Below are 14,575 nucleotides of genomic sequence, written 5' to 3'. Positions count from 1 at the left end.
AAATAACCTTTCATAACTTAAATTACCTGACGTTCTAGGCTAGCTTCCATTGTGTTAGTTAAAAAATGACCAGTCAAGATACCGCTACTTAGGTGGTATGTATCTTCTGAAATCCTGTGTAGGGTTTCAAAGCCACTACGACGTTGACGATCGCCCAGCACCCAGTAACGCTGCACAATGGTATCTAAACCAATCCAACCCTCGCCTTCAACCTGCCCTAAAATATTATGTTGTAGTAAAAAAGTATACTGACGCTCTCCTTCGTGCAAGCGTCCCTTGTATTGTAGAGAAATTTCCGAGCGATCGCTGCCTGGGAATATCAGCTTTGTGGCCATAGTAAACCAGTTATCTCGATTCCAAGCTACCAAGGTCATACCCTTGACACTGATTGGCATACCATTTCGTTCTAGCCAATTCCCTTGTATTGTCCAGCGTCCTGCTTCCAATAAAAAAGTATGAGCCACCTTTTATATTTCCTGTCTCGATCGAGTGCCGCCAAGACTACAGTTATAGCAGTGCTGAGTGGGGCATGGGGCATTGGGCATGGGCAAGCAGGAAGTGTGGGAGGGGTGGGAGGTGTGGGAGGGGTGAGAAGTGTGAGAGGGGTGGGAGGTGTGGGAGGGGTGGGAGGTGTGGGAGGTGTGAGAGGTGTGGGAGGTGTGGGAAAAATCTTTCCCCCCTCTCTCCCCACACTCCCCCATCCCCCTCTCTCCCCTCTCTCCCCACACTCCCCACACTTCCTTGTCTCCCCTGCCCCCTCATCTCCCCTACTCAGCACTGGTGAATTTCCCCTAAAAGAACTTCACCGGGTGCTCCGGTGGCAGTAGGTAGGTTGCCAGGAATACCCAAATGTCGCCAGTAGGCTAAAACTGCAAAGGCGATCGCTTCTTTAAAATCTGCACTCAAGCCGACTTCATCTGTAGTTAAGACTGGTATTGATGCTAATAATAACTGTAATCTTTGTTTCAAATAAAGATTACGACTACCACCGCCGCATAACAATACACGTTGTGGCATTTCTGGCAAAAAAGTTTGGTAACTATGAGCAATTGAAGCAGCTGTCAGTTCGGTGAGAGTTGCCAATATGTCAGCAGAATTGAGTTGGTAGGCTTGGGCATCTTGTAAACACTGTTCTAAATATGTCACACCGAATAACTCTCGACCAGTGGATTTAGGCGGTGGCAGATGAAAGTATTCTTGCTTGAGCCATTCTTCTACCAATGGATAGCAAGGAGTACCACTCGCTGCCCAATTGCCATTTTCGTCGTAAGTTTTAGCACCAGCGCTTAAATGCTGCACCGCCAGATCCAATAGACTATTTCCAGGGCCAGTATCCCAAGCACGGATTTTTGAGAGCCAGTCCCCATGCCGAGGCGGAATATAAGCTACATTACCAATACCACCAATGTTTTGAATACAACGTCCTTCTTGGGGATGGCTGAGTAAATAAGCATCGACTCTAGGAACCAGAGGCGCACCATGACCACCAATAGCGATATCAGCAGCACGGAAATTACTCACAGTTGTAATACCCGTTAGATGAGCAATTAAGGCACCACGCCCTAGTTGGAGACTGTAGCCCAGTGGCGAGTGGGAGAGGTGGAGATTTTTTTCCCCATATCCTCCCGTCCCTGCGTTCCCCTTCGGGTTCGGAAGTTTGGACTCGACGGGAACCACCGCCAAGACTCCAACTTCCTCACCGCGTCCCTGTGTCCCCGCGTTCTTTTTGGGTGGTCGATGATAAACTGTCTGACCGTGGGAGCCAATCAAATTAGCCGCTTGGTGACCGCTTTGAATATTTTGGGCAGCTTGAGCAAAGCTAAAGGCGATCGCATCATCTATTAGAGCCAATTCTGCCATTGATATGGCTGCACCTGCACAAAGGGCTAATATTCTTTCTCTTAGTTCATCTGGATATGGGTATGTTTCTCCAGCTAGCAGCTCTATTTTGAGATCCAATTCTTGACCGGAAATCTCTACCAAGGCCGCGTCTATGCCATCTACAGATGTGCCACTAATTAAACCAATAACACGAGTAGGGATAGCAGCTTTTTCATTCGGATACATTGACAAATATTCTATTTTAGGTTAACAACGGTAGTTTAACAGTTAAGAGTTACTAGTGTTCAGGGCACTGATAGCATCTCCAAGAGAGTAGAAAGCTGAAAATGTTCATCACATTCAGATATTATCTGTCCTTCATGCTGACTTCAACCTGTTATTTGCTATTCATTTGCTGGTTTTTATGGAAAAACGGTCGGCTTCATGGGGAGAAGTCGATATGATAGAAAAGTAGATAAAACTTCAAAAATATTTATCAAATGCTGATTCAATCATCTGGCTTGTCCAAGGTAAAAGATTCAGTCACAGAAAAAATCTTTTTGGGCAATCAACCAAATGCCGAGTTAATAGCAATTCTCGCAGTTTACTTTGTCCAAGGAATTTTAGGGCTATCGCGTTTAGCTGTCAGCTTTTTCCTCAAAGATGAATTGCTATTAAGTCCAGTCCAGGTGTCGGCTTTATTGGGAGCTGCCTTTCTACCTTGGATGATTAAGCCAGTGTTTGGTTTTATCTCTGATGGCTTGCCGATATTTGGCTATCGTAGGCGTCCTTATTTGATTTTATCGGGGATACTGGGGACTGTTTCCTGGGTAAGTATGGCAACCATAGTTCATACTAGCTGGGCAGCTGCGATCGCGATCGCTGTTAGTTCTCTCTCCGTTGCTATGAGTGATGTCATAGTTGACTCATTGGTTGTGGAACGAGCCAGAGGCGAGTCGCAAGCGAAAGCAGGTTCACTACAATCACTGTGTTGGGGTAGTTCTGCCATCGGAGGTTTGATAACAGCATACTTGAGCGGCCTGCTACTGCAATACTTTAGTACCCATACCCTCTTTTGGATTACCGCCTTATTTCCTCTGATTGTCTCAGGAGCAGCTTGGTTAATTGCTGAGTTTCCTATTAGCAAAGATGCTAAAGATAGCGATGGCACTAACTCCTTAACAATCAAAGAGCAACTAACGCAGCTACGCCAAGTCCTGCGCCAAAAAAATATTTGGCTACCAACAGCATTTATCTTCATCTGGCAAGCTACCCCAAGTGCTGACTCAGCCTTTTTCTACTTCACCACCAACGAACTACACTTTGAACCAGAATTCTTGGGACGGGTACATTTGGTGACAAGTTTTGCTTCTTTGGCTGGTGTTTGGATTTTTCAACGTTTTCTTAAAGGCATACCTTTTCGTGTAGTTTTTGCTTGGAGCGCTATCCTTTCCTCAATTTTGGGGATGACAATGATTTTATTAGTAACTCATACTAATCGGCTGTTGGGTATAGATGACCACTGGTTTAGTTTGGGTGATAGTCTTATTCTGTCTGTGATAGGAAAAATTACCTTTATGCCAGTGATGGTGCTAGCAGCAAGGCTTTGTCCTTTGGGAGTAGAAGCAACATTATTTGCCTTGATAATGTCAATTTTCAATTTAGGGGGAAGCGTTTCCCACGCATTTGGGGCATTAATGACTCATTGGCTGGGAATCACAGCAACAAACTTCGATTTGCTTTGGCTGTTGGTGCTAATTACTAACCTCAGTAGGCTGTTACCTCTACCATTTATCAGTTGGTTACCTGCTGCTGAAGAGAAAATTCAGACATCAAAAGATGAGCAACAACCATTTTTGCCGGATTTAATGTCTGATTTAGTAGTCCGAGAACCAGAGTCAGGAGTAGTTGATTAGTATCGTAAGAATAAACGCTAGAATGCTTAGAACAAAAGCACAACAATAAGCTGAAAAAGAGAATGTTTGGTAGCAAAATTGCGGTAGCTAAATCTCGACCTAGATACAATTTAGACTACTGTGATCGCTACTAATATTAAAAAATACAGCGTTTTTCAGCTAAATAAAGTATACGGGTAGGGGCTTTACAGCTGGGCGCCCGTACTATGATCTGTACCTCACCAACTTGCAATCTGCTGTATAAATTCTTTTCTAGTCAAAAGCCCCCAGTAAGTTTTCCTGTTGAGGGCGATTTTTTTTCACGCAATCAAATAAGAGTCTTATAGTATAAGCTTATCTTTCTATATATACGCGCTCAAAAACTTTGATAGTACTGTATAGATAATTCCAGTATTTTATTTATACACGAAAAAGCACTTGAGAGTTTTGCTCACCCAAGCGCTTCCCCGTATAACTTTGTACCAACTCACTAGTTTGATGCAACATCTGTAACCTGCAATACCCCCTTAGGAAGGAGGATTGCGGGGATAACTTGTGACAAACATGTGGTGAAATGGTATCACTCCTTGCACTAACTAAGAATATCTCTTCTGTAATCAAAGCAAGGTTCTGATGAGTGACAGTTTTTCAACTGACACTAGTTAAAAACGACTCATTATGAAGAGTAGCTAAAAATACCGATTAATAATGTAACGAATTGGTGAATATATTATAAAAACTGATAATTTATTGGCGATCGCCTCAGTCTGAGTGCAAATAAACTACCTCAAATTATGGGAAAAATGTAGTTTAAACGATCCGTAAGAAATCATTATTCAGGAGTAGGTAGAGACGCGATGCCAGTCGCTACCACGGTGAGGCAGCGTCGTCTTGGGGAGCCAGTGACGGATACGTAGGGGAGCCACTGCGTTGGACGGGTTTCCCCAATCTAGCTTGCTTAAGAGCAGGGGTGCGACTGCCGTGGGAACCCCCCAAAGTGCTGGCTCATTAACCCTTGTCTGTACGGAGTGGGGAAATGGAGAGAATAATTACACCTCAGTCAACAGTCAATACTCCCAATATCAATACAAACAATTTTTGAATACTGAATCGACGTTCTAAGTATGTGGTAAGATTGATCTCCTGAAACACAAGTATTATCTGAGTTAGAGTCTCATATAAATAAATTGCAAAGAAATTGCAAAGGTTAAGCTGACCCTTGATTAACTCCGACGATAGTTTGACTATAGACTTGGAAAATACACAACGAGACTGGTGACGAACTGAGTGTATTTTGTAGAGAAATATCTAGAATTTGCTACCAGGCTTAGCCAACTTCCCACAATTTTGACTTTTATTTGACTTTAGGATAGACACATGAACGATAAGCTGATGCTGATGATTCCTGGCCCCACCCCAGTGCCAGAAGCTGCCTTACTGGCATTAGCCAAGCATCCGATTGGACACCGCACGAGTGAATTTAGCAACATTTTGGCAGAGGTGACAGAAAACCTCAAGTGGCTGCATCAAACTCAAAATGATGTGCTAATGCTGAATGTCAGCGGTACGGGTGCAGTAGAAGCCGGTATAATTAATTTTCTTTCTCCAGGCGATCGCATTTTAGTTGGTTCTAATGGTAAATTTGGCGAACGCTGGGTAGAAATCGGTCAAGCCTACGGTTTAAACGTAGAAGAAGTTAAGGTGGAATGGGGAAAACCTTTAGATCAAGAAGTGTTTGCCCAAAAACTCCAAGCAGATACCCAAAAGGAAATCAAGGCTGTCATTATCACCCACAGTGAAACCTCGACGGGTGTGTTGAATGACCTAGAAACCATTAACCGCCACGTCAAAGAACACGGTGAAGCTTTAATTATCGTTGATGCTGTAACTAGCTTGGGTGCGTTCAATCTGCCTGTGGATGCTTGGGGTTTGGATATAGTCGCCTCTGGTTCCCAAAAAGGTTATATGATCCCACCAGGATTAGGTTTTGTCTCTGTTAGCCCCAAAGCTTGGGAAGCTTACAAAACCGCAAAATTACCGAAATATTATCTGGATTTAGGCAAATATCGGAAATCCGCAGCCAAAAATACAACCCCATTTACTCCTCCTGTGAACATGATTGTAGCGCTGCACACCACGTTGCGAATCATGAAAGAAGAAGGCTTAGAGTCAATATTTGGTAGACACGAACGGCTGAAAAATGCTACCCGCGCTGCCATTAAAGGATTAAACTTGCCCTTGTTTGCAGCGGATAATTACGCTAGTCCAGCTATTACAGCTGTAGCGCCACAGGGAATTGAATCGGATAAGATTCGTTCATTTATGAAAAAGCGCTTTGATATTGCTTTAGCAGGCGGCCAAGACCATCTGAGCAATAAAATTTTCCGTATTGGTCACTTGGGTTTTGTGAGCGATCGCGATATCCTCAGCTGCATAGCGTCCTTAGAAGTTACCCTAAGAGAACTTGGTTACGAAGACTTCACCCCAGGGGCTGGTGTAGCAGCAGCAGCTAAAGTGTTTACAGAATAGTCATGGGGCATGGGGCATGGGGCATGGGTAAGAGGGAGAGGAGAGAATAATAACTCCTTAGTCAGCATTCAACCGTAAACCGTCAATATTCCCAATGCCCAATGCCCAATAACAAATCAAAAGAGCGAGTAGAAACATCAGCTCGCTCTTTTGATTTGTATGCAAATGAGTAAAAACCGCTAGAGACAATTTATCCATATATCAACCTTTGGATAAGTTAGAGTGGATATGATATGCCTCAATTCTTTTGAATAAGCTATTCATAAACTACCCTGACTTTAATAAACATCCAGTTAATAAACAGCAAGCTAACACGATCGCCTTTCCTCCTTTTGAATTTTAACTTTCCTAATTATGCTGTCTCTAGCCAATCATAAATTTGCTCTAGCTGCTCTAGAGTAATCAACCCATACTGCCAAAGAATCATTGGCAAAGGGCCTGGGTCTTGCTCCCGATGACGAAGTGCCACCGCTAGTGAAGCTGTGGAAATTGCCAAATCTTCTTGCAAAAAATGAATAAGTCGAGAATATTTTGATGGTGACATTTGTATCTCACCTCCTTGTGCAGAGTGTATTGTCATATATCAGTTCACCATTAATTGCTAGCTAGTAGCCAATATTTGATCTGTCACTGTGTCGCTATCGACGATGCATCTAGACCCAATCTTCTTCGTCTACCTAAAAACAGGCTTCTCAATAGAGGGTCTGAAAAATAAAAATTTTTCTACAAATCATCTGCTCGAATTTCAAGCAGTATTTTTACTTAGTTAAATTGACTCCATCTTGTCTACTGTGTGCTTTAAGTTAATTACACATGTAGTAACAAAGATTCCATAGCCTATACTCACCTATTGACGACTATTTACACTTACGCCTAAGGGAATATTTTTGCGACCAAACCTTAAAACTGCGATTTCAGCTTAAAGACGGTAGGATTTCACATTATTACCACAGTTTTTAAATAGTAGCCTCACAACTGACTGTTTTACCACATAAAGTGACATTTTTTACAAAAAAAACATAGATTTTGATAGCTTTAGCTCAAAAGAAAGCACCAGAGCATCAAAACTCGATTTTGATAACATCGCCGACTTTTAAATTTAATTCCGCAGCTCGTCCAGAGCGAAGTTCAATTACTTTGTCGATTAATGTATTTGGGCCATAGGTGGGGCAAGGCTCAGTAGCACAAGGAGGCGCAGCAGGTTGTATGTATTTGACTACACCATTCTGTAGAAATACCATATCCAAGGATACGGGTACATTCTTCATCCAAAAGCTGACTGATTGTGCTGAAGGGAAGGGAAACAGCATTCCTCGGTCATCTGGTAAAGCTGGTCGATACATCAAGCCCATCGCTTGCTGTTGTGGCGTCTTTGCCACCTCTAGCTGAATAGTTGTGCCATTGGGAACAATGGCTTTAGCAGAAATTGGTAGTTTTTGACCTAAACTCTCTGGTGCTGGAGTTGGAGAACCAGATGTGGGGGTAGAAGGTATCGCTGTTGTCGGCGCAGAACAACCCATCAGGAAAATACCTAGCAATATGGAGAGCAAGCTTAGCCAACGAGTCATATAGTTTTTTGATTCTGTAATTTAGATTTCAATTTTACAGAATTTATAGCAATTTGGATTTTAATAGGGCAGATTTTAGAGACTTTTGGTGAAATATCCCTACAGACTCATGAATTACCACTAATAAAAGTAACTACTAAGATTCTCTTAAAACGTAGCCGACACCTCGCACCGTTTGTATGAGGCGCTTTTGACCTTCATCTTCAATTTTCAGGCGCAAGTAGCGAATGTAGACTTCAATTACATTCGATTCACCCAGAAAGTCGTAACCCCAAACATTTTCTAGAATTTGTTCGCGGGTTAACACCTCGCGGGGATGTTCCATTAAGAATTTTAAAAGTTCAAATTCCTTCATTGTCAAGTCAATTGGCCGTCCGTTGTGTATGGCACGGCGAGTTGCTATGTCTAAAATTAAATCCCCAAAGCGTAATTGCTCGGTGGTATCGACATCGGGTTTTAAGTAAAGGCGAATTAACTTTAAAAAGTCTTCTGAACGGTAAGGCTTGAGGATGTAATCATCAGCTCCAGCTTCTAGACAAGCTACGCGATCGTCAACTGTGTCCCTTGCCATTAAAATTAACACAGGCGATCGCGTACCAATGCTTCTCAGATTTTTGCACAATGAGAGTCCTGATTCTCCTGCTAGCATCCGGTCTAAAACAATTAAAGCAGGCTGGCGATCGCGACAGTGTTGCAAACCACTAGTTGCATCATGAGCCAAAATTGATTCATAGCCTGCTTCTAGCAAATCACAAGCAAGCTGATTTGCTAAGTTTTCATCAGTTTCAATCACCAAAACACACGGACTTTGAGCAACTGTCATAAGAATTTACGATATGGGCATGGAGCGTGGGGCAGATTGGGCGAAGGGGCACAGCAGCAAAGAGGAAAATTCCTAACTTATAACTCCTAACTCCTAACTCCTAACTCAGCACTCACCACTCCCCATGCTCCATGATTATGGTAATTCTACAGAAGTTGGTTTGGCGATATGTGGCAAACCCCAACCTAATTTTTCTCGCAAAATTCGGAAAAACTCTGGTGGTTGTAGGCGAATAAATCGGACAGTATATTGCGATCGTTCTATGTATACTCTATCCTCTGATAGTACATAGCACCCCCCATTTCCATCCACCACCATCACCAGCCGAGGAATATTGACTGGGTAGATATTGACTGATTCTGTGTCTGGAAATACTAATGCTCTAGAAGCTAGGGAATGTGGGCAAATGGGTACTAGCTGTAGAGCAGGTACGCCGGGAGTCACCACCGGGCCGCCAGCACTTAATGAGTAAGCTGTGGAACCAGTTGGTGTAGAAACAATCACACCATCTGCTGCAATATCTACTGGCGCATGACGCCCGATGGCAATTTCAAAATGGCACATAGAGGTCAAAGGCTCGCGATGCAGCACCATTTCATTCAAGCAGAGAGCTTCCCACAGTACTGAATCTCCACGAAACACTTTGACGGTGAGCATGGCTCGTTCTTCAATTTCATACTCACCTGCCATCGCCTGCTCTAGTGCTTGGGGCAATTGATTGAGGAAAGTTTCCGTCAAAAATCCCATATGACCGGTATTCACTGTTAACAGGGGAATACCACAGGGCGCTACCTGGCGAGATGCTGCTAAAACAGTGCCATCTCCTCCTAACACCACTGCAAATTTCATATCTGAGTCAAAACCAGGCGGTGTCAGACCGTCTAAAGGGGTGTGGCATACAGGACTCTCAGGGTTAGAGTAGCCCAATATGCCACCGATACTCGATGTGACACACACATTCCAACCGGCTGCGGTTAGCTTGTCTTTTAACTCGATAGCGACACGACCCGCTATCGGTTTAACGTCGTTGTAGATAATGCCTGCTTTCGGCACACTCAAATATCCAAGTTTAGGCAATGCTCTGTATTATGTAATCGTTACACATTTTTGACCATGTAGTCATTAATTTAGCTAAATCCGGGAAAAGCCCGCACTGTACCGCAAACGGTCAGCGCTGGATAGTTCGCAGTTAAATGTCTACATTCTGGAGTCTAATGGCTATTGGCTATTGGCTTTTGAAGATTGTTTAAAAGGAGTTTTTTTAGATTTCTGCTTTTTAGTCTTATTTTTTTCGTAGTCTAACTCTTTAAGCTTCTTCATAATTCTGCTGAAGTACTCTTGCAGATAACTTTCTAGAGTTGTAGTTTGTTCTCGATCTAAGCCAAATACTCTGTAGACTTCATCCATTGGAGCATTTAACTGTTTTCCACTAGCCAAGACTTCTGTAAATGCCAGCCTGTCTGCGACGTTCCATCCCCACTGAAAGAAGCGCATAAAGCCGCGCACAGCACGCAGTAAATTTATAGGCATCCGTGTTACTCTGGCTTCTTTTCCAGATAGGCGTTCGCACAGGCTAATGATTTCTTCTGCGCTCCATGCACGAGTACCCACTACCGGGAAAGCTTGGTTTTCTGTTTCTGGCACACTCAGTGCGCGGATAGCAAATTTAGCGATATCCTGGGTATCCATGTAGGCAATGGGAGAAGATTCACCAGTTACCCAAACTGGTTGTCCTTCTAAAATAGGAATTCCGTATTGACCGATTAACCCTTGCATAAAGCCAGCTAGCCGCAAGATGGTGTAATTCAAGCCAGACTCAGCCAAGAAGAGTTCTGTACATCGCTTGATTTCCATTAGCGGCACTTCTGGGTATTTATCAGCATCTAAAATCGAAAAGAATATAAAACGCTTTACACCAGCTGCCTTTGCAGCTTGAATTAATGCTACTTTACCGTCCCAGTCCACTTGTTTGATACTTAGTGAATCTGTAGGGCGGGATGTTGAGGCATCAATGACTTGGGTTACTCCTTCTAATGCTTCTGGTAGGGTGTCTGGGTAACGCAAACTTCCCGACACAAGTTCTGCACCCCATTCTTTAAGAAAAGCTGCTTTTTTACTGCTGCGGACTAAACAGCGTACTTTATATCCCTCATCGATAGCACGACGAGCCACTTGTCTTCCTAAGGTGCCAGTGGCACCGACGATTAATAATGTCATGAGGGTTGTAATATATCTTAATGTTTTATGAAAAGAATCTTATCAGAATAAGCTAATGTAAACAAAAATTTACATTTTTTTCAGAAAATCAATTGAATTAAAGAGGCTTATAAGAAAATTGCTGTCCGGTTGCCGGACAAGCTTTTTTCTCAGTTAGGGGTGGAAAAGGGAGTAGTGAGTGAGGAGTGGGGAGTGGGGGAGATGAAGGGACAAGGAGAATTATTTTTAAACTCCTAACTTTTAACTCCTCAGTCAACAGTCAATTATTCTTCTCCGCCTTGAATTTTTAGTAACAACGCGCCTAAGCCCCAGCCGACGAAGATTAAACCGAAGGACAATAGAGCTGCATTCAAAATTTCGCCGCCCATTGGTGTGATTCTCCTTAATAATGAGTTGGTCTGTGCAAAAAATTAGGCCTACCAGAAGCTTTTTGATAGTTGCTGCGGTATTAGACCTGTGTAAATAATTCTAAACTAGTTTAGCAGGTAATCCCTACTGCTTTTGGAGGCAATCTCTACTATAGAGAGGGGATGAGGTGGATGTAGCTTTAACTTGCCGCAGGATTGAAGACGAGGGAGAATCTCATAATTAATTATGAAGAAGTCTTATGTATCAAAATAATCAAGGTAGTTTACAAAATTTTGGGAAATTGAATCGCCCGCGTTTGGCGCTGACGATGGGAGATCCGGCGGGAATTGGGCCAGAGGTGATTTTGAAAGCTTTAGCAGATCCGACAATCAGTCAAAAATATGACATTACTGTGGTGGGTAACCGAGATTTGCTGGCACAGACTTATGAAAAACTGAATTTAACTCAAAATTTAGTACCTTTGGTCAATCCAGAGCTGTTGTCAGTAATTAATGTGGAGTTAAACGAGGAAATTAAAGGTGAAATTATTCCAGGAATAGGTAATGCAGCTAGTGGTGCGGCTAGTTTTGGTTATGTGGAATATGCGATCGCCCAAACACTTGCTGGTAAATTTGATGGTATCGTCACTGGTCCCATCGCTAAATCTGCTTGGAAAGCCGCAGGGTATAATTACCCAGGACAAACGGAACTGCTGGCAGAAAAGTCTGATGTTAAGCGCTTTGGTATGTTATTTGTAGCGCGATCGCCCCATACTAATTGGACACTCCGAACTTTACTTGCTACCACACATATTCCTCTGTGTCAAGTGCCTGAGAAATTAACACCGCAGTTGTTGACAGAGAAACTGGATTTGTTGGTGGAGTGTTTAAAGCAAGACTTTGGCATAGAAAAAGCGAGAATTGCGATCGCAGGTTTAAATCCCCACAGTGGCGAACAGGGACAATTGGGACGTGAAGAACAAGATTGGTTAATTCCCTGGTTGGAGCAAGAACGGCAAAATAGGTCGCAATTGCAATTAGACGGGCCGATACCGCCAGATACGATGTGGGTTAAGCCTGGTCAAGCTTGGTACGGAAATTCTCACCTTTCAAATCCTGCTGATGCCTACTTGGCACTTTACCACGACCAAGGCTTAATTCCTGTGAAATTGATGGCGTTCGATCGCGCAGTTAATACTTCTATTGGTCTGCCTTTTGTACGGACTTCACCAGATCATGGAACAGCGTTTGATATTGCGGGTAAGGGAATTGCTGATGCTACAAGTATGAAGGCGGCGATAGATTTAGCGGCTGAGTTGGTTAGTCAAAGGTTGGCGGGGGGTTGTGGTTAAAAGTTCTTTATTGCAATATTTACTAGGAGTAATGCTTACTTGAATTTTGAAATTATCGGAGACATCAGCAATATTGAAATAATTGCTGTTGGTAACTCCATTCGTGAACTCGAACGCTTGCGTAAAATTTATGGTTCAGGACGGTGGCGGAAACTTAAAGGCTTTGCAACCATTAGCTTAGACGACGGAAGCATTTATGAAGCTGAGTTACACTGGTATGAAGCCCACGGAATTGGTAAGAAAGAAATCAAAATAAAACGCTTTCTATAGGAGTCGTTATGCAGTCAGGGAACACAGAAACTCAATATGTTGTTTGCATTAGCAACAAAGATTATCCTGCTTCTTTAGAAATTCGGAAAATTTACCAGACTGTTCCTGATTCTGATGCTGTTAAGCACCGAATGATTAGAGTTATTGATGAATCAGGTGAAGACTATTTATATCCTAGCAATTATTTCGTATTGATTGAATTACCAAAAGCGGTTGCAGAAGCTTTTTCTCTGGCTAGTTAAAATTGATGTTGTTTGAGGAAGGAGAAATTGAATTTTCTTGTCTGACTAAATTCCTGGATGCATTGGGATTACAGCTAGGGGTAACAGTAAGTCAACATCAGGTAATTTCTGAACGATAGTTTAAATCACTCAATCTTAAGCATAACAATTTATTTTCACATTTTCTAATTTGTCCATCGAAGTTATTTCATAATTTCAAGTCAAGGCAATTTATAAATACCAGTCATCTATTTTTCGGGTGACTGGTATTTTTTTGTGCTTTTTGTTAGAGGAACGACAGGCTAACGCCTAAAAATTATGAACTATGCATTTATCTACTTGCTTAGTTGCATAACTTCTTTCTTTAATCTATCCAGGTGAAAACGAATAAAGAGTTTTACTCCAATAGTCGTGATGTCAGCACGCTTTTTTTTCTTTTTCCCTTCGGGCTAAATGACTTTTAATCTCTCCGGATGAAAAGAAATAAAGAGTTTTACTCCAATAGTTGTGGTGTCAACACGCCTTTTTTTCTTTTTCCCTTCGGGGTGAGGAAAGGTGTAATTAGTTTAGTTTTCAGAGTTGAAACTTTTAGGAGCTAATAATGAATTTAGTTGAAACTATTGGATACGTTCGTAGCGATCTTCAAAGTCTTCATGACTGGTGTAATTATCAATCTAGGATGAAATCAATGTCTTCTAGTCGGGTTGCTTATGGTCGAACTCACAAATGGTTTGGATACGAGGTAATACTAAAGCCTAACGCGGAAATTAAGAACGGACATTGGGATGAGAGGGTTAATCGACTTGGCGATCGCATTCTTCCAGGATGGAATTGTGCCTTACTCTGCCATTATCGTCCAGGCGGTCGCATGATACGACATTGTGACCACTCTGTTTTTGAACCTCTCGTAGCATTAGTAAATATTGGACGTACTACTTTCTGCATCGGTAATCAGGAATATCACCTTACAGATGGTCAGGTTATCAAGTTTGATTCTGGTATTCTCCATGAACTACTTCCTGTTGTATCTGACCGCTGGTCTTTGAGCTTCCGCACTATTAAACCAGAGTATTTACGGTTCTAAATTCCTGTAATCTCTTTACTGTAAGGATTACGTGACTCTGATCGTATCGCTGATGTCACTCTATATTAAATCTTTGTAACTTGCGCTCCCATCTAAAAAACAAACTTTCCCCGTTCACCTCATCTGTCTCTTCACTTTCTTTAATGAGGTCTTGCTTTTTCTCCTCTAATTCGCGCATATAGTGTCTGAGTATACCCCCAACAGCGATCGCTCTAGTTTTATGCAGTTGACGGGTTAACTCTAGAAACCATTCTCTATCACTTATCAAATCTGACTCTTTCACCTGATATTTGAGAATTTCTGGAATGAGTAGTGAGGGGTTATGATGTTTAGCGATCGCGCTAGTGGGTCAAGTGGCATGGTCATAGCTAATCATCCTTAAAGAGAGGGACAATAAAAGAGGACGAACTCAAGTCGGTATGTCCGAGTCAAAACATGACCCGTCCTC

Annotated in this window: 16 protein-coding genes; 7 read left to right on the top strand and 9 right to left on the bottom strand. The window is 42.5% G+C overall.

The features are described 5' to 3' along the window. Positions 1-17 precede the first annotated feature (17 nt). On the bottom strand, positions 18-464 hold the full coding sequence (locus H6H03_RS21605; RefSeq protein ID WP_190957133.1) for a hypothetical protein: 447 nt from the start codon (positions 462-464) through the stop codon (positions 18-20). Here H6H03_RS21605 and H6H03_RS21600 point away from each other — a divergent pair. Further along, positions 456-827: a hypothetical protein gene (locus H6H03_RS21600; RefSeq protein WP_199339032.1), complete on the top strand. Its 372-nt coding sequence runs from the start codon at positions 456-458 to the stop codon at positions 825-827. The two genes, H6H03_RS21605 and H6H03_RS21600, sit on opposite strands and share 9 nt — an antisense overlap. Here H6H03_RS21600 and H6H03_RS21595 read toward each other — a convergent pair. Then, positions 772-2,067: an anhydro-N-acetylmuramic acid kinase gene (locus H6H03_RS21595; RefSeq protein ID WP_190957132.1), complete on the bottom strand. Its 1,296-nt coding sequence runs from the start codon at positions 2,065-2,067 to the stop codon at positions 772-774. The genes H6H03_RS21600 and H6H03_RS21595 overlap by 56 nt on opposite strands. Positions 2,068-2,321: 254 nt before the next feature. Between H6H03_RS21595 and H6H03_RS21590 the strand changes: the two genes are divergently transcribed. Continuing rightward, positions 2,322-3,737: a folate/biopterin family MFS transporter gene (locus H6H03_RS21590; protein ID WP_190957131.1), complete on the top strand. Its 1,416-nt coding sequence runs from the start codon at positions 2,322-2,324 to the stop codon at positions 3,735-3,737. A 1,356-nt stretch (positions 3,738-5,093) separates the two neighbouring features. Continuing rightward, entirely contained in the window at positions 5,094-6,245 is a 1,152-nt protein-coding gene (locus H6H03_RS21585) for a pyridoxal-phosphate-dependent aminotransferase family protein (RefSeq protein ID WP_190957130.1), read from the top strand. Between the two features lie 352 nt (positions 6,246-6,597). Here the strand turns inward: H6H03_RS21585 and H6H03_RS21580 are convergent, their stop codons facing one another. From H6H03_RS21580 to petM, 6 genes are all read right to left on the bottom strand, one after another. Next, complete coding sequence (locus H6H03_RS21580) at positions 6,598-6,825, bottom strand: DUF2949 domain-containing protein (RefSeq protein WP_073640658.1); 228 nt, start codon at positions 6,823-6,825, stop codon at positions 6,598-6,600. A 481-nt stretch (positions 6,826-7,306) separates the two neighbouring features. Next, entirely contained in the window at positions 7,307-7,813 is a 507-nt protein-coding gene (locus H6H03_RS21575; protein ID WP_190957129.1) for a DUF192 domain-containing protein, read from the bottom strand. Between the two features lie 136 nt (positions 7,814-7,949). Then, on the bottom strand, positions 7,950-8,636 hold the full coding sequence (nblR, locus tag H6H03_RS21570) for a response regulator transcription factor NblR (RefSeq protein ID WP_190957128.1): 687 nt from the start codon (positions 8,634-8,636) through the stop codon (positions 7,950-7,952). A 135-nt stretch (positions 8,637-8,771) separates the two neighbouring features. After that, positions 8,772-9,689: an NAD(+) kinase gene (locus H6H03_RS21565; RefSeq protein WP_190957127.1), complete on the bottom strand. Its 918-nt coding sequence runs from the start codon at positions 9,687-9,689 to the stop codon at positions 8,772-8,774. Positions 9,690-9,854: 165 nt separating this feature from the next. Further along, a complete protein-coding gene (locus H6H03_RS21560; RefSeq protein ID WP_190957126.1) occupies positions 9,855-10,853 on the bottom strand; it encodes an SDR family oxidoreductase in 999 nt (332 codons plus the stop codon). 263 nt (positions 10,854-11,116) lie between these two features. Continuing rightward, positions 11,117-11,221: a cytochrome b6-f complex subunit PetM gene (gene petM, locus H6H03_RS21555; RefSeq protein WP_109009093.1), complete on the bottom strand. Its 105-nt coding sequence runs from the start codon at positions 11,219-11,221 to the stop codon at positions 11,117-11,119. Positions 11,222-11,460: 239 nt separating this feature from the next. On the opposite strand from petM, the gene pdxA reads away from it, so the two are divergent. The 4 genes from pdxA (at position 11,461) to H6H03_RS21535 (ending at position 14,127) form a co-directional block, all read left to right on the top strand. Then, the gene (gene pdxA, locus H6H03_RS21550) at positions 11,461-12,552 is read left to right on the top strand and encodes a 4-hydroxythreonine-4-phosphate dehydrogenase PdxA (RefSeq protein ID WP_190957125.1); all 1,092 of its coding nucleotides are present in this window, start codon (positions 11,461-11,463) and stop codon (positions 12,550-12,552) included. A gap of 39 nt (positions 12,553-12,591) precedes the next feature. Further along, a complete protein-coding gene (locus H6H03_RS21545) occupies positions 12,592-12,822 on the top strand; it encodes a hypothetical protein (protein ID WP_096537966.1) in 231 nt (76 codons plus the stop codon). 8 nt (positions 12,823-12,830) lie between these two features. Continuing rightward, complete coding sequence (locus tag H6H03_RS21540) at positions 12,831-13,064, top strand: hypothetical protein (RefSeq protein WP_190957124.1); 234 nt, start codon at positions 12,831-12,833, stop codon at positions 13,062-13,064. Positions 13,065-13,644: 580 nt separating this feature from the next. Continuing rightward, complete coding sequence (locus tag H6H03_RS21535) at positions 13,645-14,127, top strand: hypothetical protein (RefSeq protein WP_190957123.1); 483 nt, start codon at positions 13,645-13,647, stop codon at positions 14,125-14,127. A 55-nt stretch (positions 14,128-14,182) separates the two neighbouring features. On the opposite strand, the gene H6H03_RS21530 is transcribed toward H6H03_RS21535, so the two are convergent. After that, positions 14,183-14,434 carry a protein rep gene (locus H6H03_RS21530; protein WP_313931894.1) on the bottom strand — a complete coding sequence of 84 codons (252 nt, stop codon included), beginning with the start codon at positions 14,432-14,434 and terminating at the stop codon, positions 14,183-14,185. Between the last annotated feature and the right edge of the window lie 141 nt (positions 14,435-14,575).

Origin of the sequence: Nostoc paludosum FACHB-159 (assembly GCF_014698835.1) — a bacterium.
In the GTDB taxonomy this organism is placed as follows: Bacteria; Cyanobacteriota; Cyanobacteriia; order Cyanobacteriales; family Nostocaceae; genus Nostoc; species Nostoc paludosum.
Note: the sequence above shows the minus strand (reverse complement) of the source record. Positions and strands in the feature narration are given on the sequence as shown.

Coding starts and splice junctions, on each gene's coding strand:
- H6H03_RS21600 (WP_199339032.1), top strand. CDS start 456: ATGAGCCACCTTTTATATTTCCTGTCTCGATCGAGTGCCGCCAAGACT.
- H6H03_RS21595 (WP_190957132.1), bottom strand. CDS start 2,067: ATGTATCCGAATGAAAAAGCTGCTATCCCTACTCGTGTTATTGGTTTA.
- H6H03_RS21590 (WP_190957131.1), top strand. CDS start 2,322: ATGCTGATTCAATCATCTGGCTTGTCCAAGGTAAAAGATTCAGTCACA.
- H6H03_RS21585 (WP_190957130.1), top strand. CDS start 5,094: ATGAACGATAAGCTGATGCTGATGATTCCTGGCCCCACCCCAGTGCCA.
- H6H03_RS21580 (WP_073640658.1), bottom strand. CDS start 6,825: ATGACAATACACTCTGCACAAGGAGGTGAGATACAAATGTCACCATCA.
- H6H03_RS21575 (WP_190957129.1), bottom strand. CDS start 7,813: ATGACTCGTTGGCTAAGCTTGCTCTCCATATTGCTAGGTATTTTCCTG.
- nblR (WP_190957128.1), bottom strand. CDS start 8,636: ATGACAGTTGCTCAAAGTCCGTGTGTTTTGGTGATTGAAACTGATGAA.
- H6H03_RS21560 (WP_190957126.1), bottom strand. CDS start 10,853: ATGACATTATTAATCGTCGGTGCCACTGGCACCTTAGGAAGACAAGTG.
- petM (WP_109009093.1), bottom strand. CDS start 11,221: ATGGGCGGCGAAATTTTGAATGCAGCTCTATTGTCCTTCGGTTTAATC.
- pdxA (WP_190957125.1), top strand. CDS start 11,461: ATGTATCAAAATAATCAAGGTAGTTTACAAAATTTTGGGAAATTGAAT.
- H6H03_RS21540 (WP_190957124.1), top strand. CDS start 12,831: ATGCAGTCAGGGAACACAGAAACTCAATATGTTGTTTGCATTAGCAAC.
- H6H03_RS21535 (WP_190957123.1), top strand. CDS start 13,645: ATGAATTTAGTTGAAACTATTGGATACGTTCGTAGCGATCTTCAAAGT.